This window comes from Rhodococcus sp. 05-339-2 (assembly GCF_002258965.1).
Classification (GTDB): domain Bacteria; phylum Actinomycetota; class Actinomycetes; order Mycobacteriales; family Mycobacteriaceae; genus Rhodococcoides.
In genome coordinates, this window is sequence record NZ_NOYW01000016.1 from 183,854 (window position 1) to 201,501 (window position 17,648).

17 protein-coding genes are annotated in these 17,648 nt (G+C 63.6%); 8 read left to right on the forward strand and 9 right to left on the reverse strand.

Going from position 1 to position 17,648, the window contains the following annotated elements; translation table 11 throughout:
* Positions 1–38: 38 nt before the first annotated feature.
* The 4 genes from CH273_RS14480 to CH273_RS14495 are packed head-to-tail and all read right to left on the reverse strand — an operon-like array spanning position 39 to position 5,193.
* Positions 39–1,145: an ABC transporter substrate-binding protein gene (locus CH273_RS14480; protein ID WP_032395493.1), complete on the reverse strand. Its 1,107-nt coding sequence runs from the start codon at positions 1,143–1,145 to the stop codon at positions 39–41.
* Positions 1,145–2,905 (reverse strand): ABC transporter permease, encoded by a 1,761-nt coding sequence (locus tag CH273_RS14485; RefSeq protein WP_082322483.1) that lies wholly within the window; start codon positions 2,903–2,905, stop codon positions 1,145–1,147. The genes CH273_RS14480 and CH273_RS14485 overlap by 1 nt, the downstream gene beginning before the upstream one ends.
* Entirely contained in the window at positions 2,902–4,017 is a 1,116-nt protein-coding gene (locus CH273_RS14490) for an ABC transporter ATP-binding protein (protein ID WP_032395494.1), read from the reverse strand. The genes CH273_RS14485 and CH273_RS14490 overlap by 4 nt, the downstream gene beginning before the upstream one ends.
* 45 nt (positions 4,018–4,062) lie before the next feature.
* Positions 4,063–5,193: a PrpF domain-containing protein gene (locus CH273_RS14495; protein ID WP_032395495.1), complete on the reverse strand. Its 1,131-nt coding sequence runs from the start codon at positions 5,191–5,193 to the stop codon at positions 4,063–4,065.
* Positions 5,194–5,375: 182 nt separating this feature from the next.
* Between CH273_RS14495 and CH273_RS14500 the strand changes: the two genes are divergently transcribed.
* Complete coding sequence (locus tag CH273_RS14500) at positions 5,376–6,272, forward strand: LysR family transcriptional regulator (RefSeq protein ID WP_032395496.1); 897 nt, start codon at positions 5,376–5,378, stop codon at positions 6,270–6,272.
* A 19-nt stretch (positions 6,273–6,291) separates the two neighbouring features.
* Here CH273_RS14500 and CH273_RS14505 read toward each other — a convergent pair whose 3' ends face one another.
* Together CH273_RS14505 and CH273_RS14510 are read right to left on the reverse strand one after the other, a co-directional pair.
* Positions 6,292–7,422 (reverse strand): PrpF domain-containing protein, encoded by a 1,131-nt coding sequence (locus CH273_RS14505; RefSeq protein ID WP_032395633.1) that lies wholly within the window; start codon positions 7,420–7,422, stop codon positions 6,292–6,294.
* Positions 7,423–7,536: 114 nt separating this feature from the next.
* On the reverse strand, positions 7,537–8,937 hold the full coding sequence (locus CH273_RS14510; RefSeq protein ID WP_032395497.1) for an SLC13 family permease: 1,401 nt from the start codon (positions 8,935–8,937) through the stop codon (positions 7,537–7,539).
* Between the two features lie 138 nt (positions 8,938–9,075).
* Here CH273_RS14510 and CH273_RS14515 point away from each other — a divergent pair, with 138 nt between their 5' ends.
* The gene (locus CH273_RS14515) at positions 9,076–10,068 is read left to right on the forward strand and encodes a LysR family transcriptional regulator (RefSeq protein WP_032395634.1); all 993 of its coding nucleotides are present in this window, start codon (positions 9,076–9,078) and stop codon (positions 10,066–10,068) included.
* Here CH273_RS14515 and CH273_RS14520 read toward each other — a convergent pair.
* The gene (locus CH273_RS14520; RefSeq protein WP_032395498.1) at positions 10,038–10,835 is read right to left on the reverse strand and encodes an endonuclease/exonuclease/phosphatase family protein; all 798 of its coding nucleotides are present in this window, start codon (positions 10,833–10,835) and stop codon (positions 10,038–10,040) included. The two genes, CH273_RS14515 and CH273_RS14520, sit on opposite strands and share 31 nt — an antisense overlap.
* Positions 10,836–10,979: 144 nt before the next feature.
* Between CH273_RS14520 and CH273_RS14525 the strand changes: the two genes are divergently transcribed.
* Both CH273_RS14525 and CH273_RS14530 read left to right on the forward strand, forming a co-directional pair.
* Positions 10,980–11,738, forward strand: a complete 759-nt coding sequence (locus CH273_RS14525; protein ID WP_230596775.1) for a GAF and ANTAR domain-containing protein — start codon at positions 10,980–10,982, stop codon at positions 11,736–11,738.
* The gene (locus CH273_RS14530) at positions 11,738–12,496 is read left to right on the forward strand and encodes a GAF and ANTAR domain-containing protein (RefSeq protein WP_032395499.1); all 759 of its coding nucleotides are present in this window, start codon (positions 11,738–11,740) and stop codon (positions 12,494–12,496) included. Before CH273_RS14525 ends, CH273_RS14530 begins: the two co-directional genes overlap by 1 nt.
* A gap of 12 nt (positions 12,497–12,508) precedes the next feature.
* Here the strand turns inward: CH273_RS14530 and CH273_RS14535 are convergent, their stop codons facing one another.
* Positions 12,509–13,075: a hypothetical protein gene (locus CH273_RS14535; RefSeq protein ID WP_032395500.1), complete on the reverse strand. Its 567-nt coding sequence runs from the start codon at positions 13,073–13,075 to the stop codon at positions 12,509–12,511.
* 392 nt (positions 13,076–13,467) lie between these two features.
* Here CH273_RS14535 and CH273_RS14540 point away from each other — a divergent pair, with 392 nt between their 5' ends.
* From CH273_RS14540 to CH273_RS14545, 3 genes are all read left to right on the forward strand, one after another.
* Positions 13,468–14,121, forward strand: coding sequence for an ANTAR domain-containing protein (locus CH273_RS14540; protein WP_143546239.1), 654 nt, complete (start codon positions 13,468–13,470; stop codon positions 14,119–14,121).
* Between the two features lie 93 nt (positions 14,122–14,214).
* Positions 14,215–14,418: a hypothetical protein gene (locus tag CH273_RS28190; RefSeq protein ID WP_230596798.1), complete on the forward strand. Its 204-nt coding sequence runs from the start codon at positions 14,215–14,217 to the stop codon at positions 14,416–14,418.
* The gene (locus CH273_RS14545) at positions 14,415–16,238 is read left to right on the forward strand and encodes an EAL domain-containing protein (RefSeq protein WP_230596794.1); all 1,824 of its coding nucleotides are present in this window, start codon (positions 14,415–14,417) and stop codon (positions 16,236–16,238) included. Before CH273_RS28190 ends, CH273_RS14545 begins: the two co-directional genes overlap by 4 nt.
* Positions 16,239–16,258: 20 nt before the next feature.
* On the opposite strand, the gene CH273_RS14550 is transcribed toward CH273_RS14545, so the two are convergent.
* On the reverse strand, positions 16,259–17,026 hold the full coding sequence (locus CH273_RS14550) for a GAF and ANTAR domain-containing protein (protein ID WP_032395502.1): 768 nt from the start codon (positions 17,024–17,026) through the stop codon (positions 16,259–16,261).
* A gap of 345 nt (positions 17,027–17,371) precedes the next feature.
* On the opposite strand from CH273_RS14550, the gene CH273_RS14555 reads away from it, so the two are divergent.
* Entirely contained in the window at positions 17,372–17,560 is a 189-nt protein-coding gene (locus tag CH273_RS14555) for a hypothetical protein (protein WP_032395503.1), read from the forward strand.
* Positions 17,561–17,648 lie beyond the last annotated feature (88 nt).

The window sequence follows — 17,648 nt, forward strand, 5'->3', positions numbered from 1 at the left end:
AGTCCGGTGGACTCGGCAGCAGCACATGAGCTGGTCTACTACTCGTTGTAACCGAAGATCGCGTTCCAGGCCTCCTGGTCGTCAGCGGAGTTCTCGATCGACTCGGACTGCGTGATTCGGTTGACCTTGGGGTCGGTGAACTTCGGCAGTTCGATTCCGCGAATCACCGGCGGGTCGATATCGTTGCGCACCGAGTACTCACCGAGATCACTGAAGACCTGCTGTCCCCTCTTGGAGAGGTTCCAGTTCATGAAGACCTGCGCGGCCGCAATGTTCTTCGCTGTGGATGCAACCCCGGTGTAGTAGTCGTAGGCGGTCAGTCCCTCCGCCGGTACCACGAAGTTGACCGGCGCATTCTCGTTGTTGGCGATGTTGACGCTGCTCACCACGACGGTCCCTGCCTCGATCTCACCGCGGGCGAGCGCATCGAGCTGAGCTCCGATCGAGTCGAACACCCTTGCCTCCGATGAGTACTCGCGGAGGTAGTCGTCGCCGAGTACCTCGCGCTGGAACCGAGTCAGCGCCAGTGCACTACCGCCGGCTCCGGCCTGAGCGATACCCAGATTGCCCTTCCACCGGTCGTCGAGAAGATCTGCCCAGGACGCCGGCCTGTCGTCGCCCTCGATGAGCGCACTGTTGTAGCCCATCGTGTAGATCGGATCGAAGGTGCGGTAGTAGTTGCCACCGTCGAACACCACGTCGTCCTGCAGCTCGCCGGCAGTGGGCGGTGTGTACGGCTGGAACACACCGCGCTCGCTGAGTCCGCTGACGAAGCCTGCGTCGGAAATCCTGACGACGTCCGCATCGAGGCGACCGGCGCCGTACTCGGCCACCAGGCGCTCGTAGAGCCGGTTCGGGGTGAGGCGCACGAGCTTGACGTCGAGTCCGGTGTCCTTCTCGAAGTTCTTCAGCACCGTGGCCTCGGTGACCGCGGTGTAGCCGCTGTACAGGGTGATGCCACCCTCGGCCTGGGCCCGCGTCCACAGATCCGGATCGGCGATCTGTTCGCCGTCGATCACGAGGCCGTTGTCGGTGACGATCTCCTCCGCCGCCCGAGCCAGAGCGGGGCGTTCGGGTGGCGGTGAGCAGGCCGTGGCCGTTGCCACTGCGATACCCAACGCGATTGCTGAAACCAATTTTTTCATCAGACAGTTTCCTTGGATCCGAAGCGACGCGAGAGGACTGCGAGCACACCGATCACGACGCAGTACAGCAGGCTCAACTCGGCAGCCGACTGGAACGAGCCATTGTCGTAGGCGTCGAAGATCGCGATCGACAGCAGCCGGGTGTCGGAGGTGAACAGGAACAGCGCGGCGGTGAGCTCACGCATGGACAGCATCAGCAGCAGCAGGAAGGTCGAGGACAGACCGACCTTGAGCAACGGAGCGGTGACGAACGAGATCGCTCGGTGTCGCCGTGCACCCAACATGACGGCACTGTCCTCCAAGTCCTTGTCCAACTGGATGATCGACGCGGAGACACCGCGGTACCCCTGCGGGATCGTCACTGCCACGAATGCGATCACCAGCACCGCAAGCGTTCCGTAGATCGGCAGTGGAAGCGCCAGCCACGTCCACAGCAGACCCAGGCCGAGCACGATGGCAGGAACAGCCAGCGGCAACATCGCCAGGTACTCCAACAGCTTTCGGCCCGGAGCGTTCGTGCGGTACCTCGTGTACGCCAAGGCGAAGCAGAACGCGGTACCGATCGCGGCGGTCGCGACACCGACGATGACGCTGTTGGTCATCACGCTGTGAAAGTCTGCACTGCGCAACGTTTCTCCCAGTCCCCAGAACGACAGCGCTCCCGAATCGAAGAGCTGACCGATGTTCGCGACGTACGGGCTGGTCTGCAGGGCCGCCAACACCAGCGCGATGAGCGGCAGGAGAACGGCGAGCGTGAAGTACACCCACGCGAACACGGCGGCCGGAATACGCCAAGCCCGCAGCGGAACCTGTCGTGCCCGAACACCTTTGCCGCTGACGGTGGTGTATTCCTTGCTACTCATCGCCCGCTGCTGGAAGGCGACGACGGCGACCAACAGGACTGTGAGAACCACTGCGACAGCGGCGGCGTCGTTACCGCGGGCAGGCGATGCGTTCATCAATCGGTAGATCAGGGTCGGCAGTGTGTCGACTCCGCCGGGCACACCGATCACCTGTGCCACCGGGAAGTTCTCCACGGTGAGCGCGAAAACCAGTATTCCCGAGCCGATCACGGCAGGCATGACGAGCGGGAACGTGATCTTGCTCAGCATCTTCGTCAACTTCGCACCGTGCAGACTGGCGGCGTCTTCGAGGTCCGGGTTCATCAACGAGAGCGCCGAGTGGACCATCAGGAACGGATACGGCGCGTAGTAGATGCCGAGGATGAAGATCATTCCGCCGAAGCTGTAGATGTCGATGAAGCCGGGCAGACCGATGGCAGTCAGAATCAGGTTGATGTAACCGGTGGCCGGGCCGGCCAGCAGTGCCCAGGCAAGTGCCCCGACGAGCGCCGGGAGAAACAAAGGCGCAATACCGATGCCGTAGATCATCTTTCGACCCGGAACGTTGGTACGTGCTGCGAGGAAGGCGAGCGTGCACCCGATCGCCAGCGCGACGATGGATGACCCGATACCCACCAGGGCCGAATTCCACAGGGCACTGCGTGCCGTCGAGGATCCGAGCAGTGCGAAGTTGTCGAGGGTGAAGTTACCGAAGTCGAACAGCGATGTGCGCTCGGCGTTGTCGGTGAATGCGCCCATCACGATGAAGAACATCGGGAACAGCACGATCACGGTGAGCAGAGCCAACTGCAGAAGCGTCGGAATCCACTTCTTCGGACCCGGCCTGCGTTGGGGTGTCGGGGTGTCGACCGGCGGCTTCGTCGTGGTGACGGGCCGATTGTCGGTGGGGGCGCTCATACCGGCACCGCCTCGGAGGCGACGCGATCGTCGACGAGAACCTGAGCTCCGCCGGCTACTGCTGTGACCCGTGCGCGTTCTCCCATTCCCAGGATTCGGCTGGCGTGTCCGGTGGCGACGGCTTCGATCTCGGGGCCGTCGTCCAGTGTGACGCGGTATCGAATGGACGCACCCTGGTAGCTGGCGACATCGACTGTGCCCATCCAGGACTGGCCCTCGGGCTCGGCATCGTCCAGCGGGGTGACCAACAGATCCTCGGGCCGCAGGCACACCACGACGGGCCCGTCGGACGCCGACGCTGCATCGACCGACACTGCAACCTGCCCGAAGTCCGTCAGCTCCATCGTCGAGCGCGGGCCCGAAGCAGGCGTGGCGCGGAAGATGTTGCCGACACCGAGGAACTCGGCCACCGAGGCGGACATCGGCGAGGTGTAGATGTCCTCGGGGGTACCGATCTGCACGATTCGGCCGTTCTGCATCAACGCGATTCGGTCGGCAAGGGCGAACGCCTCGACCTGATCGTGCGTGACGTAGACGGTGGTCAGTCCGAGACGGAGTTGAAGCTCTCGCAATTCCATCCGAAGTCGTTCGCGCAGTCGGGCATCGAGGTTCGACAGCGGCTCGTCGAGCAGGAGCACGCTGGGGCGCATCACCAAGGACCGAGCCAGCGCCACCCGCTGCATCTGACCACCACTGAGCAAGCTCGCTCCGCGGTGGGCCATTTCACCCAACCCGACGAGGTCGAGGGCCTCGAGAACGCGCTGGTTCATCTCGGTCTTGTTGACCTTCTGCATCTTCAAGGAGAACGACACGTTGTCGAACACGGTCCGGTGCGGCCACACTGCGTAGGACTGAAAGACCATACCCACGTTGCGTTTGTGCGGCGGGATCGTCTTGTTCTTGTCGGAGTCGTGGACGACGCGGTCACCGATCGTGATGCGCCCGGCGCTTGGGGTTTCGAGCCCTGCCACACAGCGCATCGTGCTGGTCTTACCGCAGCCGGACTGCCCCAGCAGCACCAGGGATTCTCCGTCGGCGATCTCCAGGTCGAGGTCGCGGACAACAGTGTTTCCCGAGTAAGCGAGGCTCAGATTCTCGATGCTAACCTTCATGATCTTCCTTTTCTTCAGTCGTCGAAGCCGTGTTCACAGGTCGAGCTATCCGATCGAAAGAGCAGTTGCCGCAGCGGAAACGAACAATTCTGCCGTCGCGATACGTCGTGCAGCGCGGTGCAGGGTCACGCTGGTGAGGTTGCCGTCCGCAGCGATGTCGACATCGACGGCCAACACACCTGCCGGCGTCCCCAGACGCAGGGTCGAGGTGACCGCACCGCGGACAACCCGATCCACCACACCGCCGCGCACGGTTGCGGCAGCGGCCACCGCGACCGCCGACGTCAGGCCGATGGACGGATGCGGTGCCATCATCGAGAGCATGCGCACGCACACGTCGTACTCGCCGGCCGAGACGAGCGTTCCGTCTTCGAGGTGGTAATCCACCGGAGGCGCGATGATGCCGACCTTGGGCACTGCGTGCGTGATCGGATCCTGCGGGCGCGACAGCCCCATGAGCAGTGCTGCACTACGGCGCAATTCGACCAGTAGCGGAACACGTTCGGTCAGTTCGGCGGCTGTCTCGGCTCCGGTCATACCCAGGTCGGATGCATCGAACAACGCAGCGGGAGCGCCGGCGACCACCATGGTGCCGCGGTACTGCGATCCATGTAGCTCCACGGTGTCCGCCACCGCCCCGGTGGGGAGCAGCCGAGTGCGATCGGCACCCAGGTCGATGAACGTCAGTCCGACGGGAACGCCGAGGGCCGATGTTCCGGCAACCTGGGCCGACCCCTCGGTCGGAACCACGCCGCCCGGTGTGTCGATCTCGGTGAGCAGCACCGCACCGGTGTTGCGGTTACGAAGCCGTACGACGGTGGTGATCGGATCGATCGGCACCAGTCCTTGCTGGAGTGCGTACAGGCCGATCGCGGTGGCACAGTTGCCACAGTTGCTTCCCCACTCCACCTTTCGGTCACCGATGGCAACCTGAGCGAAGAGGTAGTCCACGTCGATTCCGTCCTCGGAGGACCTGCTGACGATGGCCGCCTTCGAAGTGGTCGAGCTGCCGCCGCCGACGCCGTCGAGCTGGCGGGGGTCGCCGGATCCGAAGGCGGAGACCAGAATCTCGTCCAGAGATCCTGCTTGTTCGATCAGTGGCTCGACGTCGACGGAGCTGAAGAGCCAGCATTTGCTGGTCCCGCCCCTCATCCACGTGCCACGCAGTGAATACATCCTCGGATACCTTCCGATCGTTACTCTCGAAAACGTTCTTGGAGTTGAACATTCGAGGGAGCCATGCGGTCATGTGACGCAGCTCTCGTGCGTTTGCTGTACATAGCCTGCATCACACAGCCGTCGAGTACAATTACGAAAAAGTCGAGATCCCTTAACTTTCACTTAAAGGTGGTTCGATCATGTTCGACACCCGACGCCTGCTGCTTCTGGTGGAGGTCGTGCGAACCGGATCCATCACGGCGGCCGCAACTCGGTTGAGCTTCACCACATCTGCGGTCTCGCAGCAGCTGAGCAAGCTCGAGATCGAAGCCGGGCAACCACTGCTCGAGCGCCACGCCAGGGGAGTTCGACTGACCGAGGCGGGTGAGGTTCTGGTGCGTCATGCAGAACGAATCGAGACGCAATTGCTCGCTGCACGAAACGAACTCGAAGACCTCTCCGGCCTGCGCGCCGGGACGCTGCGAATAGGAACCTTCCCCACCGCAGGGGCCAGTCTGCTACCGCCCGTGGTGAAGCTGTTCAAATCTCGTCATCCTGCGGTGGCACTGACGGTGCGCAGCTCGCGATTCGCCGGGCTCCGGGGGATGCTCGACACCCGTGAGGTGGAGCTGTCCCTACTCTGGGACTACGAGTGGGCCAGAATCACCGACTCGGACCTGACGGTGCACCAACTCATGATCGACCCGCCCATGCTCGTCGTATCCGTCAATCATCATCTTGCCGAGCGTAGTTCGATCCACATGAACGAGCTGGAACACGAGCAGTGGATCACCAGAGAGGACACTCATCCGGTGGGTGCAGCGCTCGAACGGGCATGCCATGCTGCCGGGTTCTCGCCGTCGGTGTCGTTCGCAGCGAACGACTATCAGGAGGCTCAGGCCATGGTGGCGGTGGACCTCGGCGTCTCGTTCGCACCCCGGATGGCGCTGTCCAATATTCGAGACGATGTGCGATTGGTCCCGTTGACGGGCGCACCGTCGCGTCGAATCTTGCTGGCCCACTTGGCGGAACAGAAGCTCTCGCCGAGTGCGACCGTGCTACTGAAGATGTTCGAGGACGTCGCCGCCCGATTCTGAGAAGCGATGTCGCTCAGGCCTAGTGCGCACCGACGAGAGTGGGCATGGGCACGACGAACAGATCGGCGGTGGCGATACGACGCACCGCTCGATGAAGAGTGACCGATAGCAGAAATCCGTCCCGATCCGTGACGTAGTCGACGTCCAGCACACCTGCCGCTGTGCCGATGCGGAGCGATCCGGGCCAGCCGATGCGGGCGTTGGCAATGACCACACCACCCGTGACCGTGGCGGCCGCTGCAACAGCCACCGCCGACGTCAGTCCTATCGCCGGGTGCGGTGCCATCATGGAGAGCATGCGCACCGAGATGTCGTAGTCCGCAGCGGCGACGCGCTCACCGGTGGTCGTGGTGTAGTCCACGGGAGGTCCGATGATTCCGACCTTCGGAACGGCATGCGAGACAGGCTCTTCGGGCTTGCTGAGTCCCATTCTCAGCGCTGCCAGCCTACGCAGCGCAATTAGTGTGGGGACGTGCGCGGCGACGACATCGTTGCTTTCCGAACCGTCCAGCCCGAAATCGGCGGCATCGAAGAACGCGGCGGGTGCACCGGCACGAACGAATGTTCCTCGGAACTCACAGTCGCCGAGCGTAACTCGATCGATCTCTGCGCCGGTGGGAAGCATCGTCGGTCGGTCAGGGGCAGGGTCGGTGAAGGTGAGCCCCACCGGCACACCGAGGGCCGTGGTTCCGGGGACAGCGGCGCCGCCTTCGGCAGGAATGCGTCCGCCCGGGGTCGAGATCTCCGCGGTGAGAATTGCACCGGTGTTCTCGTTGCGCATGCGCACGACGGTGACGCGATCGTCGACGGCGACGAGACCGGTCTGCACGGCGTACAGCCCGATCGCCGTCGCACAGTTTCCGCAGTTGCTGCCCCACTCGACCGTGCGGTTCTCGATGGCGACCTGAGCGAAGAGGTAATCGACGTCGATACCCGGAGCGCTGGAGCGACGCACGATCGCGGCCTTGGAGGTCGTCGAACTGCCCCCACCCACTCCGTCGAGTTGCCGTGGATCGCCGGACCCGAACGCGGCAGTGAGGATGTTGTCGAGCCCGCCGGCCTCGGCGACGTACGGGTCGATATCGACCGCGTTGAACAACCAGCACTTGCTGGTCCCCCCACGCATCCAGGTTCCACGAAGAGTGAACATCTGCTGTGCCTTCCGATCAGGATCCGATGCTTCCACCCTGGGCCAGAGGATGATCAAGCACAATTACGAAATATGTTCATGCCGTGCAGCAACGCTTAACGCACTGGTACCGGTTCAGAACAGGGCGGGGACGACAACCAGGATCAGCCAGCACAGAGCCGGCGCGATGGCCACGACGACTCCGGCATTGAGCAGCAGCTGGCGATAGAAGCGTGGGCGTTCGATGTTCTGCGCGTTGGCCAGCACGAGCGCACCGTTGGTCGAGAAGGGCGAGACGTCGACGACGGTGGCCGAGATGGCCAGAGCAGCGACGACACCGACGACCGGCAGTGCACCGGTTCCGAGCAAGGGCATGGCCAGTGGAATGACCGCGGCCAGCAGGGCGGTGGAGGACGCGAATGCCGAGGTGATGCCGATGACGTAGCAGAGCACGATGGCGACGATGATCGGAGCGCCGATGGTGATCGCCATTTCGGCGAGATGATCGATGGTGCCGACTTCCTGCAGGATCGAGATGTAGGTGACCATGCCCGCGACCAGCAGAACCGTCGACCAGCTGATGTCTGCGATGGCTTCGTTCTGCTTCTTCAGATCCGTGAACGCCAGGACTGCTCCGGCTCCGATGGCGATGAAGCTGATCGGCAGGTGCAGGACGAGAACGAGCACCAGGAGTGCGCCGATGAGGAACAGCGTGAGCTTCTGCACGAACGTGACCGGGGCCGGCGCGTCGACCAGCGTGGTTGTCGTCGGACGAGTGAGTACCGCAGTGCTGCCGCCTGCCGTGCTGCCACCGCCGGTGCTTCCGGTGCTACCGCCTTTGGGGACGGACGTCTTGACCGGTGATCCGCCCACCGGGCCACTGCCGGGCGCGGGGTCGGTGGAGCCTGTCGCGGTGTACTCGAAGCCCTTCATGCGGGCCAGTGCTGCGTAGCCGACGACCGTCAGCACCGAGAGCAGCAGGTTGATGCCGTAGCTGGCGAAGAACAGCGTCCACGGGTTGAGCGCGAGGCCGTTGTTCTCGACGATGTCACGAACCAGAACGCCGGAAACGGAGATAGGGGAGAACGCGCCAGCGTGCGCACCGTTGATCACCATGATGCCCATGACCAGCGGGCTCATGCCTGTTCGTGCTGCGAACGCCATGGCAGCGGGCACGATGAGCGCGACTGCAGCAGGGCTGAATGTGCCGAGCGCGGTCAAGACCGAGGCGACGAAGAAGAACACCCAGGGCACCACCGTCACCCGACCGTGCACCGCCCTGATGCAACTGTTCACCAGCAGATCGATGGTGCCGTTGCGTTTGGCCATGCCGAAGAAGTAGGTGACGCCGACGATGGTCAACACGATCGAGCTGGGGAACTCGTTCAAGATTTCCTTGTCGTCGAATCCCAGCGCGAAGTATCCGACCACGAAGGCACCGATGAATCCGAGGATGCCGATATTGATCGGAAAGAAGGTTGCGATCACGAACATCGCAACCAACGCGATGAGCGGGAGGATCTCGATGGAAGTCATGGGCGTCTTTCGGGTGGCTGGGTAAGTGCTCGGTTACATCCGCACTCGAACGTTGTCCCTGTCACATTATTGACGCGACACTTTTAGGACAATATCGTTTTGCTACCCGGTCGTTTAGCTGAGCTGAAAGATGTGCGCATGAACCACACGTTCGACGTCGTGACGTTGTTCCTTCTGCTCGACATCGCCGAGGCCGGCTCCCTGACCGCAGGTGCCGAGCGAGCGAACATGACTCCCTCGGCAGCGTCCCAACGCATCAGCAAACTCGAACACGGCATCAAACAGCCGGTCCTCACTCGCCTCCCGCGCGGCGTACAGCTCACCGAGGCCGGCGAGATCCTGACCAGCCGGGCCCGCCTGTTTCGCCGCGAGATGCGTGCCGCGAGCGGCGACCTGGAAGCGATCCGGGGCCTCGAACGCGGTTCGGTCCGGCTCGGCTCGTTTCCCACGGTCAGTGCGTCGCTGCTCTCCGACGCGTTGAAGGACTATCACTCGCGATGGCCGGGGGTGGACGTTCGTGTTCGGTCGGCCGTTCGACCGCAATTGCTGGACATGCTCCATTCGAGCGAGATCGACCTGGCACTGCTGTGGAGCTACGCCTGGACGGAAGAGGCAGAACGATCGCTGTCACTCGAGCCACTGATGGAAGACCAGACCGTGCTGCTGCTTCCGATAGACGACGATCGCCGGGGACGGGATGTGTCCTTGCACGACCTCCGAGGCGCGCGGTGGATCATTCGGAGCAACGACCACCCGGCAGCGGAGGTTCTCTATCGCAGTTGCCGCGTAGCAGGATTCGAGCCCGACGTCGTGTACGAAGCCCACGACTACCAGGAAATCGAGGCCATGGTGGCCGCAGGCGTCGGCATCGCCATGGTCCCCCGACTGTCGGTGGTCCACCACCGACCCGACGTCACCACCATCGCTTTCCTCGACACCGATCGTGTTCCGACCCGGGTCATCTACATCGCCTCACTCGCGCGACGCCAGTACACCCCGGCTATGTACGCGATCTCGAACGCTTTACGCGGTGCTGCCGAACGCAGTGCGCAGACGCCCGCGGGGTCGGATCGAACAGCTGTCGGCACAGCAGACAAGGATCAAAAAAGTTCCAGCACCAGAGCCCGGTGATCGGACACTTCCGGCGCGGCGACGATCTCGAAGCTTCGTACGGCGGTCGGTGACGACACCAACACGTAGCTGGCACTGCGAATTGCTTTGGTGTAGATGGATGTTCGAGTGTCGGCGTCTCCCACGAGGTCGGCCATCCCATGTTCGGCCAGCAGTGCGAACGTCTCGCTGGTCGGCAGCAGGTTCAGATCGCCGCAGAGCACAACGACGTCAACCGACGGACGAACATGCTCGACCATCTCCGCCAACTTCCTGGCCTGCTCCAGCCGAATGGGACTGTCGCCCTTACCTGCTGGATCGCGCAGACCGTGACATTGGATGACGGATACGGACTTACCTGCGACGCGATCCCGAACGGTGACCGTCAGAGCAGCTCGTGGGCGATCGGTCACGCTCCACTCGGCGTGATCGACGAACCGGGAATGGACGAACCGCGCGTCGAGCCCTACGACGGGTACGTCGTCACGCACCCAGGTCGCGATCCCGAAGTCCTGACGCAATTCGACGCCCTCACCGTCGGTGACAGGTCCGGTGTCGTTGGCGACGAAATACGGCGTGTACCCGGGGAGCGCGGCCGACACGTCGTCGAACAGGTTGAGCCGCTGCGGCAGTGTGCGCTCACCGTCGGCGAACGTCGCCCATCCCGACCGATGCGGAGTACGCGTGACTTCCTGAAGGCAAATAACCTCGGCATCAACGGATTTCAGCCATCCCACGAGTTCGTCGTACATGGCGCCGCCCCATGCATTGATCGAGATGATCTTCACGACGTCATGATGGCAGACGACGTCGAGATGGGCACTTCGCTTTCGATGCAGCCGTCACGATCCCCGAGCCGAGGGCACGGGGTCCGTCAGAGGACTAGGCTCGGACTTCATGAGAGCGTTCTGCAGTGTTTCTTCGGCCGGGTTGTGACGGCGCAATCGCGTCTTCGCGAGCAATTGGCGTCGGCGATGGCAGGAGTCGGTGGTGGACTGTCGGCCGCTGATCGACTGTGCGTGGCGTGTGTCGAACTCCTGCCGGTCGACGGTGCAGCGATCTCGGTGATTCACGACGGTGTGAGCCGCGGGACCTTCGGGTCCAGTGGCGCATTCAGTAGACGGCTCGACGAGTTTCAGTTCACGTTCGGTGAGGGACCGTGTTTGGACGCAGTGGCCACCGGGGCACCCATTCTGGTGCCCGATCTGGCCGATCCCACCGAACGGCGTTGGCCTGCATTCACTCCCGCCGTTCTCGACGCCGGAATTCAAGCCGTCTTCGCACTGCCCACGGCAATTGCCGCAGTGCACATCGGGGTTCTCGACCTCTTCTCCTCGACTCCAGGACCACTGTCGAACACCGACTTGAGTGCGGGCATGTGGGCGGCCGAACTCGCCGCGCTACCTCTGCTGGATCTGATGAACTCGGATCTCGATTGGGAAGCGGCAGGCGAGGGCGGCGACGGCTGGGATCAACTCGCATCTCTCGAACGCGTCGAGGTGTACCAGGCCACCGGCATTCTGATGGGTCAACTCGATCTCGACTCCGTCGAAGCTCTCGCCCGGCTGCGTGCGCATGCCTACACCAGCGGCCAGACGGCAAGCGAAGTCGCCTGGGACATCATCGAACGTCGGCTCGTACTCGACTCCGACGACACACCCACCTCTGGGTCCGACTCGGGAAGTATCTGATGAACATCGACCGCGAGCACGGCGTCACCGAAGCCTTCGTGCGATTGGCCAACGGCCTGGTGGGTGACTTCGATGTGATCGAGCTGCTCAGTGGACTGACCACCGAGTGCGCCGAGCTCCTCGATATCGCCTCGGCAGGATTGCTCCTGGCCGACGAACGGGGTGTGTTGCACGTGGTGGCAGCATCCTCGGAAGCGACTCGACTGTTGGAGGTGTTCCAACTTCAACGCGAGCAGGGCCCGTGCCTGGACTGCTTCCACAGCGGACAACCCGTCAGCGTCGCCGATCTGGAGGAACGGCGGACGACATGGCCTCAGTTCGTCGAGGTTGCCACCTCGGCCGGTTTCGCCGCGGTTCACGCCGTTCCCATGCGATTGCGGACGAATGTGCTTGGCACCCTGGGCCTGTTCGGATCACGGTCGGGCGCACTCGATCACGACGACCTCGAGTTGGCTCAGGCTCTCGCCCACGTGGCCAGCATCGCGCTCGTGCACGGATCGGTGCCGCCCGACCCGGCCGCGATCGGAGCACGACTGTCGAACACCTTGCGAAGTAGGGCCAGGCTCGAGCAGGCGAAGGGACTTCTGTCGCACGTGGGTGCACTGGACATGGATCAAGCATTCGGTGTGCTGCGGCGCTACGCCCGCGATCACGCCGTACCGCTGTCGCAGGTGGCCGACGGCCTGGTCCAACGAACGTTGGATCCTCGGACGGTATTGTCGAACGTCGCCGGAACCCGAAGCGACACGTCGGACTGAGAACCCCGACAGCTACCCTCCGGGGCCGGTGGGTCTGCACGCCTCCGCCATTACATGCTGCGCCGACTCCGTCAGACTGCAGCGGTCACGTGTGGATCGGCGTCGTAACTCGATGTCGGCGTCGACCGCACCCCTGGCAAGCAACACTCCCCGGGCCCGGTCGATGAACCACAGCGGTTCCGTGGCTCCGATATCGAGCGCGCCCGACAGATGGGCATCCAGTTCGACGGCGGCCGGATCGAGGTGCAGAAGAACGCCGGCGTCGGCGGCCAAGCCCTCGAACGATCCTCGGGTTCCGGCGAGCATGACGAGCTCGGAACTCGCCGCTCGTTCCATGTCCATCCCGAGAGGTATCGACACCGATGTCTGCACCCGTGCAGTGTTGTCCGCCACGGCGGACATCAGGGTGAACGGGTACTCCTCGATGGTGATGGTCAAGGTGGCCGATATCAGGGATTCGATCGAAACCACCGCCACGCCGACCAGATCGGCCAGAAGCCGACTCAAGTCGACTGCGGGGTCGGCGATGCGGCCCGTCAAGGATTCGAGAGCGTCGATCAACGTCGATTGGGTGTCCATGGGTACGCCTGGGCGGCCCGAGCGCCGATTCGTGGTTCCCGTCTGCACATGCCTCGTCAGCGCTGTGCCCGTTGGTTGCCAACGATGGGTCGGGACCCACCCCAAGTTCGCCAACTGATTGGACCCTACGCCCACCCGAGACTCGGTGGGCACGGCCCTTGCGCCCGGTTGACAAACCAGTGCAGCTGTTATCAGATGGGCACTGCTGAGAAAACAGCCGACCCGGGATCGACTCCGACGCCTACGTGGCCGCGAAGCCGACAGAGATCTTCGTCGCCCGGACAGAACGATACGCGCGGCAGAGACCGCGCTTCACGACCTCGGAACCGATCGTCCGCGCGCGCGAGGTACCTGCGCCGCCCATCGGCAGCCCGAAGGGCGGAGCACCAACGATGACTGATCTCGTTGCAACACAAGCCCATTCCTGCCGACATGCAAACTTCTGCCGAAACACCGAGCCGTCCGCGGGTCGCGAGTCACTCGCGTCACCCACCGACGCCCAGCGCGTCCACCGCTTCACCGGAGAGCCCGATGTCCGTGCACTGGCGAACGTCGCGCGTGAGCTCAATGCGCACCACAGCAGCGTCGAGCACACGCTCAGTGCAATCTCCTCGGCAGCACTTCGAATCGTTCCCGGTGCCGAAGCCGCGTCGACAACAACGCTCCTCGGACGTGGCCGGACGCGCTTCGACGCCCCGACCGACCCACTGGCGGCGGCGGTGGACGACATTCAGCGTGACGTCGACGACGGGCCGTCCCTTCGATCGATCCGTGACAACGAAACCGTGCTCGTACGTGACGTACGAAGCGACAGCCGATTCCCCTCGTTCACCGCTACAGCGTTGCGCTACACGGCAATTCGATCGATCCTGCGCCTTAACCTCGACCCCATCGGGCAGGCGAAGGGGATGATCATGGAGCGGTACGCCACCGAGCCCGAGCACGCGTTCGACATGCTGTCGGCGATATCGCAGGAGACGAACACGCCGGTCGATGTTCTGGCCGGCCGACTGACTCGCCGGGAACAATCCCGGTCGAACACCTGATCGCGCGGCCCACAATGTCCGAGTCTTCGCCTGTCGTGTCGCCCGCCGATATCCCTCCAGAATCCGAACAAGCCCCGGAAAGCTGGACCACCGATGCTGATCGACGCGACCGCCGAGCGGCCACGCGTGATGAAAACGCCGGTAGCGCAGACCGATTCGCCGAAGAACGCGACCGAAACGACGAGCAGATCACGGCGGCCGAAGACCGCAGGCGTGCGGCTGAGGACCGCGCGGCAGCGCGAGCCGACCGTCTCGCCGCCGCACAGGACCGAAGACGATCGGCCATCGACGGTCTGACCGGCACCTACCGTCGGGACGCGGGCACAGTCGCACTCCAACGTGACTTCGAACGGGCGCGACGGGACGGGCGGCAAATGGTGATCGGATTTCTCGACATCGACGGGCTGAAGGCTGTCAACGACAGCCGTGGGCATGCGGCAGGTGACGACATGCTGCGCAACGTCGCCGCCATCGTCCGTGGCCATCTTCATCGCGACGCAGTGCTCGTCCGCTTCGGCGGTGACGAGTTCGTCTTTTCCCTTCTCGACGTCGACGAGGAGGCGGTGCGCCACGATCTCGAGGCGGTCGAGTCCGCGTTGCGCGCCAGGGGGACCGGGTCCATCAGCTGCGGAATCGCTCTCGTCGACTACGCAACGTCTCTGTGTGCCGCCATCCAGGCAGCCGACGCCGATCTCTACAGCCGACGCCAGAGTGCTCTATTCGACTCCGCCCGAGGCGCAAAATCGAATGGTGTCACCACCCACGACAATCGGGGCGAACGGACAAGCCACCGCGGTCGAGGAACACTGCACGTGGCGGACGACTCCGACCGACCGTCCGCCCGCAGCACGACCGACATAGCATCGATTCTGAACGATCCGCATTCGGTTCGTCCGATGTATCAACCGATCGTGGACCTCGACTCCGGCATGGTGGTCGGGTACGAGGCCCTCGCTCGGTGGCCGCTCCATCCCGCCGTCGACCCAACCGAGGTGTTCGCGGCCGCGGCCGATTGCGGCGAACTGGTGCAGTTCGACTGGGCCTGCCGCGCCGCCGCTGTGGACGGCGCACTCGAGGCACAACTGCCGCGAGCACACACTCTGTTTCTCAATGTCGAACCCGACACCGCAGGGGTCGTGTTCGATCACGCTCATGCCCGCATTCGTGCCGCTGCCGAGCATCTCGACATCGTGCTCGAACTGACCGAGCGCTCACTGCTCTCGGACCCGGCGAGCCTGCTGCGCATGGTGGACCGAGCCCGGCGCGACGGGTGCCGCATCGCGATCGACGATGTTGGCTGCCACCCCGATTCATTGGCTCTGCTCGAGTTCATCGCGCCCGAGATCATCAAGCTCGATCGCGCACTCGTACAGCATGATCCGAATCCGGAGCGAGCCCGTGTCATTGCCGCGATCAGCGCGCACGTGGAATCGACCGGCGCGATGATTCTGGCCGAGGGTATCGAAACGCAGGCCCACCTCGAACGTGGCCTCGCCTACGGCGCTGTTCTCGGACAGGGATGGATGTTCGGCCGCCCGGCTCCGCTGCCGTGCACCGAACCCGGCACCACCCGACGCATGACCGGAACACGGCGTCCGCGAATCGAATCGCTGCGCTCGGTTGCCGGTCGAGTCCCAGCCCTGCCGTCGGACGTGTTCGACTATGCCCTGCCCTCGATCGGGCGAAAACCGTTAGTGGCGGCTCTGACTCGCCAGATCGAACGACATGCGCAGCTTGCCGACGAACCGCTGGTCATCCTGGCGACCTTCCAGAGCGCCGAGTTCTTCGATTCCGTCGTCGCGGCAAGGTACGCCGACCTGGCAGCCCGCAACACGTTCGTGGCCGCGTTCGGTGTCGGGATGGCACCCGAGCCGGCCCCGGGGGTGCGCGGCACACGTCTGCGAATCGGCGATCCCTTCACCGGACAATGGACGATCGCGGTGGTGGGACAACACTATTTCGCGGCCGTCGTTGCCAGGGATCTCGGTGACTCCGGAGACGACAGCGAACGGCGATTCGAGTTCCTGCACACACACGACCGAAGTATCGTCGTCGCAGCTGCCCGTTCGCTCATGCAGCGCGTCACCCCAACGGGTCCGGTGGACGCAATGTCGTGAAACATCTGTGTCGGTTGCCGTTACTGTCCGGTGCGGCGTGCCTGTGCTCGGCGCTGTGCCTCGTCGAAGATCGACTGCGCCACCACGGTCAGTTTGGTGCCGTCCTTCTGACTCATCACCCGAAGGCGGGTGAACGCCTCGCTACTGCTGCAACCACTTCGACTGACAATGATGCCGATCGCATGGTCGATCACCTTTCGGTTGGTCAGTGCTCTCTCGAGCTGGTGCGACAGCAGCAGTGCATTGGACAGAGTTCGCGCGTTCTCCACCGACACAGCGGCGGGCACCGCGAACAGCTCACCGAGAGCTACCGCTCGATCGTCGAATGCATCCTTGGCGCGGGCATAGACATTGATCGCGCCCAGAGTTCCTCCGCCCGACAACAGGGGCAAGGACAGAGCGCTGTGCACTCCGAGACGCCCGATCCTGGGGCCGAAACGCGGCCAATGGACGTCACCGCCGAGCGAGCCCGATCGTACGGTGCGCCCCTCTGCAGCCGCCGTGATGCACGGACCCTCACCGACCGCGTACTGGATCGTGTCGACCTCTACGACGAAATCATCCGTCGCCACGATCGTGTCTCGCCGGTCGCCGTGTTCGAGAGTCAAGCCTGCACCATCGGCACCCGGTATCGCCTTCACAGCGAATTCGGCAATGTGAGTGAGCATCTGCGACAACGACAGGCTGTTCATGGCCAGCTGAGACAACGAGGTCAAACTGTCCCGGAGGTCGTCGAGTTCGTCGGCCTCGGCGGCGGTACGTCCGTCGTCGGCGGAGTCCTGGGCCATGGGGAACCTCGAATCGGTCTGATGTACGCCTGAATCGCATGAACGGCTGATTCGAGTCTAGCGACCGATCGAAGACAACCGGTGAGACGGCACATCCATCGGATGTGGCCCTCCCGGTTGACAACACCATCGGACGGGTGTCGACTGGTAATGCTGAGACCACCAGCCGATCCGGGAACGACGCTTTCGCCCTACGTAGGGTCACGGCGTCGCAACAGCTTTCGTCGCCCGAACCCTCACATCATTGCGAAGCTTCGCACACACGCACTTCCTCGACGGCACGCTCTGTATCGACATCTGTATGACGGTGCAGGCCATTCGCCGCTCGCAGGGGCAAGGCCCACCATGAACGAGTTTCACGCCCACGAACTGATCGACTTCGCCGTTCGCTGGATTCCCTACGGCGGCGCAGGAGACGAGGAGATCTGGATTGCTTTCGGCCTCAATGCCGCGGGCTACCGTCGACGATTGCACGCAGCACTCGAATGCACTCCGCTTTCGGTGCTCGACGAAGCAACACGGGCGCATCTTTAGCTGCACGTTCAGCTACGCAGCAGTGCGCCCCGTCCGCTCGTCGGACAGTAGAACCACACACCGACCGACCGAGGGGCCCAGGTGTGGG